The organism is Polaromonas sp. CG_9.5, from assembly GCF_035984465.1.
In the GTDB taxonomy this organism is placed as follows: Bacteria; Pseudomonadota; Gammaproteobacteria; order Burkholderiales; family Burkholderiaceae_C; genus Polaromonas.
In genome coordinates this window covers 1-13,971 of the sequence record NZ_JAXCHR010000018.1, presented here as the reverse complement: position 1 = coordinate 13,971, position 13,971 = coordinate 1, and the positions used below count along the sequence as shown (strand labels likewise).

Below are 13,971 nucleotides of genomic sequence, written 5' to 3'. Positions count from 1 at the left end.
CATGCAAGCACTCGACACCGCGCAACTCGTCGCTTTGGCTGGCGCCGTCGGCTGGGCCAGCGGCATCCGCCTGTATCTGGTGTTGTTGCTGACCGGACTGGCGGGCTACCTCGGCTGGATGGAGCTGCCGCAGGGGCTGCACCTGCTGGCCAATCCGGTGGTGCTGGGCGCCAGTGGCTTTATGGTGTTTATCGAGTTTTTTGCCGACAAGATTCCGGGGCTGGACTCGCTCTGGGACGTGGTGCATGCCGTGATCCGCATTCCGGCCGGTGCGGCGCTGGCGGCGGGTGTGTTCAGCGCTGACAGCGCTGCTATGAGTTTGGTAGCTGCTCTCGTAGGCGGCACGCTCGCTGGGACCAGTTTTGCCGCAAAAGCCACGTCGCGGGCGGCGATTAACACCTCACCCGAGCCGTTCAGCAACATCGGCACCTCGCTGGTCGAAGACAGTCTGGTGCCAGCGGGGCTGTGGCTGGCGGTGGCGCATCCGTTTGTCTTTCTGCCGGTGCTGGTCGTGGTGCTGGTGCTCAGCGTCTGGCTGATTCGCCTGTGCTGGCGCTTTTTGAAACAGTTGTTTACCCGCGTGGCGCGCATTTTCAGTGGCAAGCCTGACCCGGGCTTGTCGCCCGCTTTCACCCTGAAGTCCCCTTTTTCAAAGAATGACCCTCATGTTTAAAAAAATCCTCATTGCCAATCGCGGTGAAATCGCTTGCCGCGTTGCTGCCACCGCCCGCCGCATGGCCATCAAAACCGTCGCCGTGTATTCAGACGCTGACGCCAGCGCCAAGCATGTGAGCTTTTGCGACGAAGCCATCCACATCGGCGGCAGCGCACCGAAAGACAGCTACCTGCGCTGGGAAAAAATCATCGAAGCGGCCAAGGCGACGGGTGCCGAAGCGATTCACCCCGGCTACGGATTTTTGAGCGAAAACGAGGAATTTGCTAAGGCCTGCGCCAGCGCAGGGCTGGTGTTCATTGGCCCACCGGCGTCGGCGATCAAGGCGATGGGCCTGAAAGCCGAGTCCAAGCAGTTGATGGAAAAAGCCGGCGTGCCGCTGGTGCCGGGCTACCACGGCGCGGACCAGGATCCGGCCATGCTGCAGCGCGAGGCCGACCGCATCGGCTACCCGGTGCTCATCAAGGCCAGCGCGGGCGGCGGCGGCAAAGGCATGCGCATGGTTGAAAAGTCTGAAGACTTTGCTGCCGCGCTGGCCTCTTGCCAACGCGAAGCCATCAACAGCTTTGGCAACGACACGGTGCTGGTCGAGAAGTACGCCCAGCGTCCGCGCCATATCGAAATCCAGGTGTTCGGCGACACGCACGGCAACTATGTCTACCTGTTCGAACGCGATTGCTCGGTGCAGCGCCGGCACCAGAAGGTGCTGGAAGAAGCGCCGGCCCCCGGCATGACACCGGAAATGCGCGCCCGGATGGGCGAAGCCGCCGTGGCCGCAGCCCGCGCGGTCAACTATGTGGGCGCTGGCACGGTGGAATTCATCGTCGAGCAGCGCGCAGACGGCAGCATGAACTTTTTCTTCATGGAAATGAACACCCGGTTGCAGGTCGAGCATCCGGTGACCGAAGCCATCACCGGGCTGGACCTGGTCGAATGGCAATTGCGCGTGGCGTCGGGCGAGCCGTTGCCGCTGGCGCAAGACCAATTGAAGATCAACGGCCATGCCATCGAGGCGCGCATTTGTGCCGAGAACCCGGACAACAATTTTCTGCCGACCACCGGCACGCTGCATGTGTACGACAAGCCGGTGTGCACGGCGTTTGAGCGCAGCACAGTGCGGATTGACGACGGCGTGCGTCAGGGCGACACGATTTCGCCGTTCTACGACTCGATGGTCGCCAAGCTGATCGTGCATGGACAAACGCGTGAAGAAGCGCTGGCCCGCATGGACGAAGCGCTGGCGCAGACCCGCATCGTCGGCTTGAGCACCAACGTGCAGTTCTTGCGCTATGTGGTGCGCAGCCCTTCGTTTGCCGAGGCGAATCTTGATACGGCCTTGATCCCGCGTGAAGAAGCCGTGCTGTTCAAGCAGGAGCCGGTCGGGCTGCCGATGGCCGCCGCCAGCGCCATTGCCCAGACGCTGCTGGACGAAAAAGCCGGCGAGGGTACAGACCCGTTCAGCCGCCGCGACGGCTGGCAAACGCATGGCGTGACGCAGCGGCCCTTTGAATTTGACTTCCATGGCGAGCCGGCCAAAGCCACCTTGACCTACGGCCATGACGGCGCTTTGCAACTGGCGGTGAGGGACGTGTCGGGGCCGCTCGTGTTTGCCAAAAATGCAAAAGGCATCGACATTCAGTTTGCCGGCCAGCGCTTGAGCGCAACGGTGTACACCCAGGGCGAGGTTGACCATGTTTTCACCGCACGTGGCGCAACCCAGATCACGGCGATTGACCTGCTGGCGCATGCCGGCGAAAGCCAGGCCGAAGGCGGACGCTTGACCGCCCCCATGCCGGGCAAGATTTTGTCGTTTTCCGTCAAGGCCGGCGACACGGTTAAAAAGGGCCAGCCGCTGGCGGTGATGGAAGCGATGAAAATGGAGCACACGATTGCCGCGCCCGCCGATGGCGTGGTCGAGGAGCTGCTGTATGCCCCGGGCGATCAGGTGACTGAAGGGTCGGAACTGCTCAAAATAACGGTCTGAAATTAAAGGAAAGTCTGAATGCGCATCAGTTTTTGCTGTACCGGCACCAAAGCCCAGCCCTGGCTGGAAGGACTGCGTGCCGCCTTTCCCCATGCCGAGGTCAACGTCTGGTCAGCGGGTGCGCCGGCTGCTGACTACGCCGTGGTCTGGACGCCGCCGCAACAATTCATCGACGAGCAGACACAGCTCAAGAGCATCTTCAACATCGGCGCTGGCGTCGATGCGCTGATGGCGCTGCGCCTGCGGCCCGGTGTTCCGGTCGTGCGTCTGGACGACGCCGGCATGTCGGTGCAAATGGCCGAATACGTCTGCCATGCGGTGATCCGGCATTTCCGGGAGTTCGGCGGTTACGAGGCCGATACGGCACAAGGCAAATGGTCGTACCGCAAGCCGCACCAGCGTGCTGATTTTCCCGTGGGTGTGATGGGCCTGGGCATTCTGGGCGAGCGCGTGAGCCGGGCGCTGGCGCAGTTTGATTTTCCGGTGAGGGGCTGGAGCCGTTCCGCCAAATCCATTCCCGGCGTGCAATGCTTTTCAGGGCAAGCGGGCTTCAACGATTTTCTGGCCGCCAGCCGCATTCTGGTGTGCCTGCTGCCGCTGACGCCGGACACTGAAAATATCATGCGTCACGACACACTGGCTCGCCTGCAGCCGGGCGGCTATGTCATCAACGTGGCGCGTGGCAGCCATCTGGTCGACGATGACCTGATGGCGCTGATTGACAGCGGCCACTTGGCCGGTGCCACGCTCGATGTATTTCGCACCGAACCCCTGCCGGCGGCGCATCCGTTCTGGACGCACCCGAAAATCACCGTCACGCCGCACACCTCGGCCCGCACGTTGCGCGAAGAAAGCATTGCGCAGATCGTCGGCAAGATTCGGGCACTGGAGCGGGGCGAGGCGGTTGCCAGCCTTGAAGGCGTGGTTGATTTGAACAAAGGATACTGAAGCCATGAATCTCCCTTCCAAAGTCAAGCTCGTTGACGTCGGCCCGCGTGACGGCCTGCAAAACGAAAAGTCACCCGTCCCCGCCGCTGTCAAGATCGAACTGGTGCAGCGCCTGCAGGACGCTGGCCTGACGGAAATCGAAGTCACCAGTTTTGTGTCGCCCAAATGGGTGCCGCAGATGGCTGACAACGCCGAAGTCATGGCGGGCATTGCGCGCAAGCCGGGCGTGCGCTATTCGGTGCTGACGCCCAACCTGCAAGGGCTGCAGGCCGCTATGGCCGCGCCGCGCGAACTGTGGCCCGACGAGATCGTGGTGTTCGGCGCGGCCAGTGAAGCTTTCAGCCAGCGCAACATCAACTGCTCGATTGCCGAAAGCATTGAGCGCTTTGCGCCCGTGGTGGCGGCGGCGCGGGCGGCGGGCATTTATGTGCGCGGCGCCATGTCGTGCACCGTCGGTTGCCCGTATGAGGGTGAAATTGCGCCCGAGCGCGTAGCCTATCTGGCCGGGCTGATGAAGGGCATTGGTGTGCAGCATATCGGCGTGGCCGACACGATTGGCGTGGGCACGCCGCGCAAGGTGCAGCGCGCCATGGAAGCGGCATTGCAGCATTACGACCTGAACGACGTGTCGGGCCATTTCCATGACACCTACGGCCAGGCGCTGGCGAACACGCTGATCTGCCTGCAGATGGGCGTGTGGCAGTTCGACACTTCCGTGGCCGGCCTGGGCGGCTGCCCGTATGCCAAAGGCGCAACCGGCAACGTGGCCACCGAAGACGTGGTGTATTTGCTGCACGGCATGGGCATTGAAACCGGCATTGACCTGGACAAGCTGATCGACGCAGGCCAGTTCATCAGCGAATTTCTGGGCCGCAAGCCCAACTCCCGCGCCGCAACGGCCTTGCTGAACAAGAGGGCAAATTGATGTGCGGTGCTGAATTGAAAGTGCTGCCCGAAGGCGTGCAGCGGGTGGCCGAGGTGCTGCAGGCCCAAGGCCATCCGCATATGCCCGTCATGCTTGATGACGCCGCCCGCACCGCGCAGCAGGCAGCTGACGCCCTGGGCGTGGCGGTCGGCCAGATTGCCAAGAGCATCATTTTTCGCCGCAAGTCGGACGATGTGGCGGTGCTGGTCGTCACTTCGGGCGACCGGCGCGTCGATGAAAAGAAGGTCGAAGCGCTGGTTTGCCCGGACGGTCGGCGGCTGGGCCGCGCGGATGCGGCGTTCGTCAAGTCGCGCACCGGGTTTTCTATCGGTGGCGTGTCGCCGCTGGCGCATGCAACGGCGTCGGTCACGCTGATTGACGCGTCGCTGTTCCGCTTTGACGAGATTTGGGCCGCAGCCGGCCATCCGCATGCGGTGTTCCAGCTTTCGCCGTGGCAATTGCAAGACCTGACGGGCGCGCCGGTGGCCGACGTGGCGGTCGATGACGATGAAAAAAAGCGCGATCTCCAGCGCGCCATCACCCTGGTCAGGTTGCGCGCCCAGGCGCTCGACACGCAGGCGGATGTGCCGTCACCGTGCATTTCCATTTGCCGCATGAGCGCCAGTTCCGGGCTGTGCGAAGGCTGCTTTCGCACGGGCGACGAGATTGCAGTCTGGAGCCGCGCTGACGATGACGAAAAACGGGCGCTCTGGAAACTGATTACGCAACGCATGGATGCCTTGCAAGGCGTGATGGTGATGTGATGGACATGACTTCGTCTATCAACACCCCGGCCAGCGACATGAAACACATCACCTGCTACCTCGACTTCGTTTCACCCTATGCCTGTCTGGCCTTCGAGCTGTTGCCCGAAGCCTTGAGCGGATTGAGCTACAGCCTGGACTACCAGCCCGTGCTGCTTGGTGCGATGTTCAAGCACCACGGCCAGCTGGGCCCGGCAGAAATTGCGCCCAAACGCGACTGGACTTACCGCCAGGTGCTGTGGCTGGCGCACAGCCGGAGCATTCCCTTGCAGATGCCGGCCAGCCATCCGTTCAGCCCTTTGCCGCTGTTGCGGCTGGCGCTGGCTTGCAGCCCTGCGGCGCAAGCTGCGTCGCCGAACCGCTTTGTCTGTGAAACCATTTTTCGCCATGTCTGGCGTGGCGGTGCTGAGGCGCTGGAGCCGGCCCGCTTGCAGGCGCTGGCCGACACGCTGACGCCATCGCGCGAAGTCAATGGCGACGCGGTCAAGGCGCAACTCAAGCGCAACACCGACGAGGCGATTGCTTTGGGCGTCTTTGGGGTTCCGGCTTTTGTCGTCGATGGCAAGCTGTTCTGGGGTCTGGATTCGCTGCCCATGCTGCGTGCGTATTTGCAGGGTGATGCCTGGTTTGACGGCCCCGACTGGGACGCCGGAACGAATGTCCGGGTAGGGCTGCGGCGTCAGTAAACTGGCGGCCTGCGGGTGAGAAAATTGGCCCCATCAAGCCACAGGAGCCAGTTCACCATGCCCAGCGGATTCAATTTTTCAGCGTCTCCTTTTGACTGCCTGACGCCCGACGAGCAGCGGCTGGTGCAGGACAACGTCGATATTGCCTATTTCCCCCAGGGCGACACCGTTCTGGCGCCGGGCGCGCAGCCCACCCACCTGTTTGTCATCATCAAGGGCTTCGTGCAGCAGTTCGATGGCAACGAAGTCGTCACCACCTATGGCCCCGAAGACTGTTTTGATGGCCGGGGGCTGATGGCCGGCAAGTCCAGCAGCCGCTTTGTGGCCGCAGAAGAAGTGGTGGCCTACCAGCTGGCCAAACAAGCGGTCAGCGAACTGATTGCCGACAATGTCACTTTTGGTGCGCTGCTGTTTTCTGACTTGTCGAACAAGCTCAGTGCGCTGTCTGCGCGGCAAAGCCGGCATGAATTGCAGTCGCTGACGATGGCGCGTGTCGATGAGGCTTTTGTGCGCACGCCGCATTTTGTCGATGCCGACACCTCGATCCTGGACGTGGTCAAGGAGTTTCATGCGCTTCGCACCGCCACCGTGCTGGTGCGTGACCGGCAGCTGTCGCCGCCCGCACTGGGTATTTTTACCCTCACCGGCCTGCAGCGGGCTATTTTGGACGGCACGCCACTGGACCAGCTGAAGGTGCGGGAGCTGGCCAATTTTTCTTTGATCAAGGTGCGCCCCAAAGACCAGTTGGGCGATGCGCTGGCGCTCATGATCCGGCACAAAGTCCACCGGGTGGTGGTGGCCGACGGCGACAACATCACCGGCGTACTCGAAGCGCTGGATTTGTTCAGTTTTTTGTCCAACCATTCCTACCTCATCAACATCCAGATTCAGGATGCGCAGGATGTACCCAGCCTCAAGCTGGCGGCCGGCCAGATCACCCGGCTGATTGCGCTGCTCTACCGCAGCGGCACGCACATCAACATGATTGCCCGGCTGGTGCAGGAACTCAACGCCAAGTTGTTCGAGCGCGCCTGGCAAGTGGTGGCGCCGGCCGAGCTGGTGGCCAACAGTTGCCTGTTCGTGATGGGCAGCGAAGGCCGGGGCGAGCAACTGCTCAAGACCGACCAGGACAATGGGCTGGTGCTGCGCGACGGCTATGTGCCCACGGTCGATGTGGCGCAGGTTTGCCAGCAGTTTTCTGCCGCGCTGGCTGATTTTGGCTATCCGCCGTGTCCGGGCAACATCATGGTCAGCAACCCGGCGTGGTGCCAGAGCGCGGACGACTTCAGCCAGGCCGTGCGGTTTTGGCTGATGGCCGCCAGCCAGGACGGCCTTATGTCGCTGGCGATTTTTCTGGATGCCCGTGCGGTGTGCGGTGACCGCGCCTTGCTGGAGCAAGTGCGTACGGCCGTCTATGACATGACCACCGACAACGACGCCATGCTGGCCCGTTTTGCCGCTGCCATCAACGCGTTTGGCAGCAGCAGCGCCTGGTGGGCGCACCTTCCTTTCCTGGGCGACCCGGGCAAGGACGCGCTGGACATCAAGAAAAACGGCACCTTTCCGCTGGTGCATGGCGTTCGCAGTCTGGCACTCGCCCATCGCATCCGCGCCACCTCGACGGTCGAGCGTGTCAACGCCTTGGTGGAGGCGGGCCGGCTGCCGCAAAAGCTGGCGCACGACCTGATCGACAGCCTGCATTTTTTCATGGGCCTGAAGCTGAAAACCGGGTTGCAGCGGCTCGAAACCGGCCAGGCTGCCTCAGACGAAATTCATCTGGACAAGCTCAGCAGCCTGGACCGTGATTTGCTGAAAGACACGCTGGGTGTCGTCAAGCAGTTCAAGGCCCTGCTGAACCAGCGCTTTCATCTGGAGGCCGTGTGAATGCGCCTGGCCTGTCGCCCGGCCAGTGGCTGGCCGCGCTCAAGCGCAAGTGGATGCTGTACCACCTGGGCGACCCGCGCTTCAGCTTCATGTGGGACGCGCCGCCCGAGAACGAATGGGTGGCGCTGGACTGTGAAACCACGGGGCTCAATGTGCGGACTGACGACATCATCGCCATCGGCGCGGTGCGCATTCGGGGCAACCGCATCATGACCAGCGAGCGCCTGGAATTGCTGGTGCGGCCTGAAAAACGGCGCCTTTCCGCCGACAGCGTGCGGGTGCACCGGCTGCGCGAGCAGGATGTGGCCCAGGGCCTGAACGCCGACGACGCCATGATGCAGCTGATGCGTTTCATCGGCAGCCGGCCGCTGGTGGGTTATTACCTGGAGTTCGACCTGGCCATGATCAACCGGGTGCTGTTTCCGATGCTCGGCATGGGCCTGCCGCAGCCCAGGATTGAAGTGTCGGCGCTGTACTACGACCATAAGTTCCGGCAACTGCCCCAGCATGCGCAACACAGCGGCGCGGTAGACCTGCGCTTTGATGTTCTGATGAAAGACCTTGGGTTGCCGCTCTGGCCGGCCCACGACGCGCTGAACGATGCGGTGATGGCGGCGCTGGCTTTTCTGAAACTGCGCGCGTTGAAATAAGCCTTTGACAGGCGTTTGGACTTGCCGGCAGAACAGCGGCAGGGATTTTCCTGAAAAATAAATGAAATAGGCCGCTTGCGCATACTGCACGTGCGCTGTCAGCTATTGATTTAATAGCAAACGAAAAAAGCCGGGCAGTTGCCCGGCTTTTTTCAGGGGTTAAAAGCGCTCTGGCTTAGTGGCCTGAAGACTTCGATGCGCCCAGACCGGTTTCAGACCGGACTTGCTGCGATTTGTAGGCAGCCCGCTCCAGCGCCGCGCGTGGGCTGCGGTCCAGTATCGAGAACAGCCAGACGCCGACAAAGCCGATGGTGACCGAGAACAAAGCCGGTGAAGAGTACGGGAACCAGGCCGAGCCTTTGGGGTTGCCCATGGTGGCTTCCCACACTGAAGGCGACACCACAGTCAGGCCCACGGCAGCGATCAAGCCCAGGAAGCCGCCAATCACGGCGCCCCGCGTGGTGCAGTCTTTCCACAGCACGGACATGAACAGCACCGGGAAGTTGGCCGAAGCGGCAATCGCAAAAGCCAGCGACACCATGAAGGCGATGTTCTGCTTCTCGAAAGCAATGCCCAGCACCACAGCTACCACACCGAGCGCCAGCGTCGTGATGCGCGAGATACGCAGTTCAGCGGCGCTGTCAGCCTTGCCGCCTTTGATCACGGTGGCATACAGGTCGTGTGACACGGCAGAAGCGCCCGACAGCGTCAAACCTGCCACCACAGCCAGGATGGTGGCAAAAGCCACTGCCGAGATAAAGCCGAAGAACACGTTGCCGCCGACTGCCTTGGCCACCAGAACAGCCGCCATGTTGGCCGAACCGCCGCCGCCCTTGATGATGCCTGTGGCGGTATCTGCAAACTCGGGGTTGGTCAACACCAGCGTGATGGCGCCGAAACCGACGATGAAAATCAGCACATAGAAGTAGCCAATCCAGGTCGTGGCCCAAAATACGGACTTGCGGGCTTCCTTGGCATCAGGCACGGTGAAAAAGCGCATCAGGATGTGGGGCAGGCCAGCCGTACCGAACATCAGCGCCATACCGAAGGAGATGGCAGAGATCGGGTCTTTGATGAATCCCCCAGGCCCCATCACGGCCAGTCCAATCTTGGCCGCCTCGTCGGGCAGCTTGCCGCCGTTGAGGGCCAGTTGGGTCTTCACGGCAACACCGGCGGCAAACAGGGCTTCAAAGCTGAAACCGAACTGCGACATGACCATGAAGGCCATGAAGGTCACGCCCGACAGCAGCAGGACGGCCTTGATGATCTGCACCCAGGTGGTGGCGGTCATGCCGCCGAACAGCACGTAAATCATCATCAGCGCACCGACGATCACCACGGCGAGCCAGTAGTCCAGGCCAAACAGCAGTTTGATCAGCGAGCCTGCCCCCACCATCTGGGCGATCAGGTAGAACGCCACCACCACCAGCGTGCCGGAGGCTGCAAAAATGCGGATCGGTGCCTGCTGGAAGCGGTAACCGGCGACGTCGGCAAAGGTAAATTTGCCCAGGTTGCGCAGCCGCTCGGCCATCAGGAAGGTGATGATCGGCCAGCCGACCAGAAAGCCGATCGAGTAGATCAGGCCGTCATAGCCCGATGCCATGACCGCCGCCGTGATACCCAGGAACGAAGCGGCTGACATGTAGTCGCCGGCAATGGCCAGGCCATTTTGAAAGCCGGTGATGCCGCCGCCGCCGGTGTAGAAGTCGGCGGCGGACTTGGTTTTGGAGGCCGCCCATTTGGTGATGAACAGCGTGCCCACCACAAAAACCGCAAACATGCTGATGGCCACCCAGTTGGTGGGCTGCTTGGCAACCTGTCCCAGGTCACCGCCAGCGGCTTGAGCGGCTGCTGCTGCGAGCAGTGCCGTCAATGCGGCCAAAAATTGGAGTCCAGCCTTCATTTGGAAGCCTCTTTCAGAATTTCGGTGGTCAATCGATCGTATTCGCCATTGGCGCGGCGCACGTAAATGCCAGTGATGACAATGGTGAAAACAATCACGCCCAGGCCAATGGGAATACCCAGCGACGTGACGCCTGCGCCAATCGGTTGTGCCAAAAATGGCTTGTTGAAAGCAATCAGTGCGATGTAGCCGTAATAGACAATCATCATCAGCGCCGTCATGGTCCAGCCGAAGGTGTTGCGCTTTCTGCGTAGCTCGTGGTACTTGGGGTTGGCCTCAATCTTGGCCACCATGGGATCAACCCGGACAGGATCGCTCATATATTTCCTCCGACTTTGATAGTCAGTAATGGCAACAGCCCCGAATGGGCATTGCAGGAGGTGGATTTTGGGAGGGGGTGCTGACCAACTCCTTACGTCGGGTAAGCGAATCTGGTAGGGATTTTCCCTTGGTACGAACAGCCGTCCAGGCACGCTGAATGCGTATTTTGGCCCCATTTATTGCAATGAAAAATCAGGCCCAAGGGTTAATGCTGTAGTTGTAAGCCGGCATTCAGGTTCGGGTCAGTTTGTGGTTGGTTGACGTCAGAATCCGGTCAGCCAAGGTCAAGATAGTCAGGCTGTCACCGGGATGGGTGATTGACATCAGCCAAAGAAAGAGACGCCTGAAAATGGTCACAGCTGTGAAAGACGCGCCGATGACCGCAGAGCAAAGAAAAGTCATTTTTGCGTCATCGCTCGGCACGGTGTTCGAGTGGTATGACTTTTATCTGTACGGCTCGCTCGCTGCAATTATTGCCAAGCAGTTTTTCAGTGGACTGGACTCGGGGTCGGCGTTTATTTTTGCGCTGCTGGCGTTTGCCGCCGGCTTCATCGTGCGGCCATTCGGTGCGCTGGTGTTTGGCCGTCTGGGCGACATGATCGGTCGCAAATACACTTTTCTGGTCACCATCGTGATCATGGGGCTGTCTACTTTTATCGTGGGGCTGCTGCCCAGCTATGCGTCGATTGGGGTGGCCGCCCCGATCATCCTGATCGGACTGCGCATGCTGCAAGGCCTTGCGCTGGGGGGTGAATACGGCGGCGCGGCGACGTATGTGGCGGAGCACGCACCGCAAAACAAGCGTGGCGCTTACACCGCGTGGATTCAAACCACGGCCACGCTGGGCCTGTTGTTGAGCCTGGTGGTCATTTTGGGCGTGCGAACCGTGATTGGCGAAGCCGCGTTTGCGGACTGGGGCTGGCGTATTCCGTTTCTTGTCTCCATCGTGCTGCTGGTTGTGTCGGTCTACATGCGCCTGTCCATGAACGAGTCGCCGGCGTTCCAGAAAATGAAGGCGGAAGGCAAGACTTCCAAAGCGCCTTTGGCGGAGTCGTTCGGTCAATGGAAAAACCTGAAAATCGTGATTCTGGCCCTGATCGGCTTGACCGCCGGCCAGGCAGTGATCTGGTATTCAGGCCAGTTCTACGCGCTGTTCTTCCTGACGCAAGCCCTGAAGGTGGACGGCACGACGGCCAATATTCTGGTAGCTTATTCGCTGATTCTGGGCACGCCTTTCTTTGTCATATTTGGCACGCTGTCCGACAAGATGGGCCGCAAGCCGATCATCATGGCGGGTTGCCTGCTGGCGGTGGTGACGTATTTCCCCGTGTTCAGCGCCTTGACCCAAGCCGCCAATCCTGATCTGGCCGCCGCACAAGCCAAAAATCAGGTGGTGGTGACGGCAGATCCGAACGAATGCTCATTCCAGTTCAACCCCACCGGCACCGCCAAATTCACCAGTTCTTGCGACATTGCCAAGCAGGTGTTGGCCGGCGCCTCGGTAAGTTATGAAAATGTTGCCGCACCGGCCGGCACCGTGGCCACTATCAAAATGGGTGAGATGACGATTCCAAGCTACAGCGCCAAAGACTTGGGTGTCGAAGCGGCCCGGAGAAAAGAGGTCGAGTTCAAGAAGCTGATTGCCGAAGACCTGAAATTGGCCGGCTACCCCAGCAAGGCAGACCCCGCCAAGATTGACAAATTCACGGTGACGTTGATCCTGTTCTATCTGGTGCTGCTGGTGACGATGGTATACGGCCCGATTGCCGCCATGCTGGTTGAAATGTTTCCAACCCGCATCCGCTACACGTCAATGAGTCTGCCCTATCACATTGGCAATGGCTGGTTTGGCGGCTTGCTGCCAACCACCGCGTTTGCCATCGTCGCGCAAACCGGCAACATGTACAACGGCCTGTGGTATCCCGTCATCATTGCCGGAATGACGTTGGTTGTGGGCATGCTGTTTATCAAGGAAACCAGGCAGGTTGATATTTACGCCAACGATTGAAATGCAGCTCAGCGCTTGAACTTGCCGTCGCTGCCAATGATGGACAAATCGGCAAAATCAAGCCCGGTATGGTCGGCGGGGCTGAAACTCACCTCCAGCCCGCCCATATCAAATTTGCGCATGTTCTCCAGTGCAGACTGAAGGGTCTCGCGGGTCGGTTTGGGGCCGGCCCGGCGCAGACCTTCAACCAGCACTTTTGCTGCAGCAAATCCTTCCAGCATGGCCGGGCTCAGTTCTGTCTGTGGTTTGGCCTGGGCCAATTTCAGGGCTTCCTTGATCATGGGATAGGCGATAGAGCGCTCGGACGGAAAAACCTGCGTGACAATCACGTTGCGGCCACTGTCACCCAGACTCTTGGCAAAACCGCTGGAGGCATTGTTCGAAAGCGTCACGATCTGGGCTGCAGAGCCGGCCGCACGCAAGGCTTTTACGCCTTCAAGCACCACCTGGCCGGATCCAATCATGATTACAGCCTGCGCATTGGATTTGTAAATCACGGGCACTATCGCAGACAGGTCCGGCTTGGAACGGTCGAATTTTTCAACGGCGACAGGCGTGATTTTTGCGGTTGTCATGCCTTTTTGTGCGCCCGCCAGTCCGTCGCTGCCGAAGCTGTCATCCGGATACAGAACAGCAATTTTGGTAATGCCGATTGAAGTCAGGTGGGTGACTGCTTTTTCAGCCTCGCGCTGGTAAGTTGCGCGCACATTGAAGATGTGTTTTTGCACGGGCTGGTGCAGCACCATGGCACCCGTGGAAGGTCCAACAAGCGGCACACCATATTGGTTTAGCAGCGGAATCACCGCTTGGGTGTGGGGTGTGCCGCGCGTCAGGAACATGGCCACCACTTTTTTCTCTTCGATCAACTGGCGTGCATTCTCTGCAGCAATTTTGGTTTCGAACTTGTCGTCCATCGAAATCAGTTCGATCTTTTGCCCGCCAACCCCACCGTTTGCATTGACGGAGTCGATATAAAGCTTGGCGCCATCGGTCGTTTCCTTGACGCCCGCACCCACGGCACCGGTAAATCCGGCGGTCTGGCCGATCAGGATTTGTGCCTGGCTGGCCGGGCTCATGGCTGCCGCCAGAAGGGCTGCGCACCAAAAAATTCTTTGTTTCATGTCTTTTCTTTGACCTTGCCCCTGGATTCCGTATCCCATAACCGAGATCATGAACGGGCTTGATGGGCCTGAGCCGCAAGCCAGTTTTCCTCAAACTGCATCGG

12 protein-coding genes are annotated in these 13,971 nt (G+C 60.3%); 9 read left to right on the top strand and 3 right to left on the bottom strand.

The annotated features are described in order from the left end of the window. Position 1 precedes the first annotated feature (1 nt). The 8 genes from RCH06_RS13580 to RCH06_RS13545 are packed head-to-tail and all read left to right on the top strand — an operon-like array spanning position 2 to position 8,514. Positions 2 to 673 (top strand): DUF4126 domain-containing protein, encoded by a 672-nt coding sequence (locus RCH06_RS13580; protein WP_327082002.1) that lies wholly within the window; start codon positions 2 to 4, stop codon positions 671 to 673. Further along, the gene (locus RCH06_RS13575; RefSeq protein ID WP_327082001.1) at positions 666 to 2,657 is read left to right on the top strand and encodes an acetyl/propionyl/methylcrotonyl-CoA carboxylase subunit alpha; all 1,992 of its coding nucleotides are present in this window, start codon (positions 666 to 668) and stop codon (positions 2,655 to 2,657) included. Before RCH06_RS13580 ends, RCH06_RS13575 begins: the two co-directional genes overlap by 8 nt. A gap of 18 nt (positions 2,658 to 2,675) precedes the next feature. Beyond that, complete coding sequence (locus tag RCH06_RS13570; protein WP_327082000.1) at positions 2,676 to 3,605, top strand: 2-hydroxyacid dehydrogenase; 930 nt, start codon at positions 2,676 to 2,678, stop codon at positions 3,603 to 3,605. Positions 3,606 to 3,609: 4 nt separating this feature from the next. Next, on the top strand, positions 3,610 to 4,530 hold the full coding sequence (locus RCH06_RS13565) for a hydroxymethylglutaryl-CoA lyase (RefSeq protein WP_327081999.1): 921 nt from the start codon (positions 3,610 to 3,612) through the stop codon (positions 4,528 to 4,530). Beyond that, on the top strand, positions 4,530 to 5,294 hold the full coding sequence (locus tag RCH06_RS13560; RefSeq protein WP_327081998.1) for a YbaK/EbsC family protein: 765 nt from the start codon (positions 4,530 to 4,532) through the stop codon (positions 5,292 to 5,294). The genes RCH06_RS13565 and RCH06_RS13560 overlap by 1 nt, the downstream gene beginning before the upstream one ends. A gap of 38 nt (positions 5,295 to 5,332) precedes the next feature. Continuing rightward, on the top strand, positions 5,333 to 5,980 hold the full coding sequence (locus RCH06_RS13555; protein WP_327082047.1) for a 2-hydroxychromene-2-carboxylate isomerase: 648 nt from the start codon (positions 5,333 to 5,335) through the stop codon (positions 5,978 to 5,980). 57 nt (positions 5,981 to 6,037) lie between these two features. Beyond that, positions 6,038 to 7,864 carry a putative nucleotidyltransferase substrate binding domain-containing protein gene (locus tag RCH06_RS13550; RefSeq protein ID WP_327081997.1) on the top strand — a complete coding sequence of 609 codons (1,827 nt, stop codon included), beginning with the start codon at positions 6,038 to 6,040 and terminating at the stop codon, positions 7,862 to 7,864. Continuing rightward, positions 7,861 to 8,514 (top strand): 3'-5' exonuclease, encoded by a 654-nt coding sequence (locus tag RCH06_RS13545; RefSeq protein ID WP_327081996.1) that lies wholly within the window; start codon positions 7,861 to 7,863, stop codon positions 8,512 to 8,514. Before RCH06_RS13550 ends, RCH06_RS13545 begins: the two co-directional genes overlap by 4 nt. Positions 8,515 to 8,689: 175 nt before the next feature. Here RCH06_RS13545 and RCH06_RS13540 read toward each other — a convergent pair whose 3' ends face one another. Beyond that, positions 8,690 to 10,417: a cation acetate symporter gene (locus RCH06_RS13540; protein WP_327081995.1), complete on the bottom strand. Its 1,728-nt coding sequence runs from the start codon at positions 10,415 to 10,417 to the stop codon at positions 8,690 to 8,692. Then, positions 10,414 to 10,737 carry a DUF485 domain-containing protein gene (locus tag RCH06_RS13535; RefSeq protein ID WP_327081994.1) on the bottom strand — a complete coding sequence of 108 codons (324 nt, stop codon included), beginning with the start codon at positions 10,735 to 10,737 and terminating at the stop codon, positions 10,414 to 10,416. Before RCH06_RS13535 ends, RCH06_RS13540 begins: the two co-directional genes overlap by 4 nt. Before the next feature lie 350 nt (positions 10,738 to 11,087). Between RCH06_RS13535 and RCH06_RS13530 the strand changes: the two genes are divergently transcribed. Continuing rightward, a complete protein-coding gene (locus RCH06_RS13530; protein WP_327081993.1) occupies positions 11,088 to 12,746 on the top strand; it encodes an MFS transporter in 1,659 nt (552 codons plus the stop codon). Between the two features lie 8 nt (positions 12,747 to 12,754). Here RCH06_RS13530 and RCH06_RS13525 read toward each other — a convergent pair whose 3' ends face one another. After that, the gene (locus tag RCH06_RS13525) at positions 12,755 to 13,867 is read right to left on the bottom strand and encodes an ABC transporter substrate-binding protein (protein WP_327081992.1); all 1,113 of its coding nucleotides are present in this window, start codon (positions 13,865 to 13,867) and stop codon (positions 12,755 to 12,757) included. Between the last annotated feature and the right edge of the window lie 104 nt (positions 13,868 to 13,971).

Excerpts from the sequence above, each read along its gene's own strand:
- RCH06_RS13525 (WP_327081992.1), bottom strand. The coding sequence starts at position 13,867 with ATGAAACAAAGAATTTTTTGGTGCGCAGCCCTTCTGGCGGCAGCCATG.
- RCH06_RS13560 (WP_327081998.1), top strand. The coding sequence starts at position 4,530 with ATGTGCGGTGCTGAATTGAAAGTGCTGCCCGAAGGCGTGCAGCGGGTG.
- RCH06_RS13575 (WP_327082001.1), top strand. The coding sequence starts at position 666 with ATGTTTAAAAAAATCCTCATTGCCAATCGCGGTGAAATCGCTTGCCGC.
- RCH06_RS13540 (WP_327081995.1), bottom strand. The coding sequence starts at position 10,417 with ATGAAGGCTGGACTCCAATTTTTGGCCGCATTGACGGCACTGCTCGCA.
- RCH06_RS13580 (WP_327082002.1), top strand. The coding sequence starts at position 2 with ATGCAAGCACTCGACACCGCGCAACTCGTCGCTTTGGCTGGCGCCGTC.
- RCH06_RS13570 (WP_327082000.1), top strand. The coding sequence starts at position 2,676 with ATGCGCATCAGTTTTTGCTGTACCGGCACCAAAGCCCAGCCCTGGCTG.
- RCH06_RS13550 (WP_327081997.1), top strand. The coding sequence starts at position 6,038 with ATGCCCAGCGGATTCAATTTTTCAGCGTCTCCTTTTGACTGCCTGACG.
- RCH06_RS13535 (WP_327081994.1), bottom strand. The coding sequence starts at position 10,737 with ATGAGCGATCCTGTCCGGGTTGATCCCATGGTGGCCAAGATTGAGGCC.
- RCH06_RS13565 (WP_327081999.1), top strand. The coding sequence starts at position 3,610 with ATGAATCTCCCTTCCAAAGTCAAGCTCGTTGACGTCGGCCCGCGTGAC.
- RCH06_RS13530 (WP_327081993.1), top strand. The coding sequence starts at position 11,088 with ATGGTCACAGCTGTGAAAGACGCGCCGATGACCGCAGAGCAAAGAAAA.
- RCH06_RS13555 (WP_327082047.1), top strand. The coding sequence starts at position 5,333 with ATGAAACACATCACCTGCTACCTCGACTTCGTTTCACCCTATGCCTGT.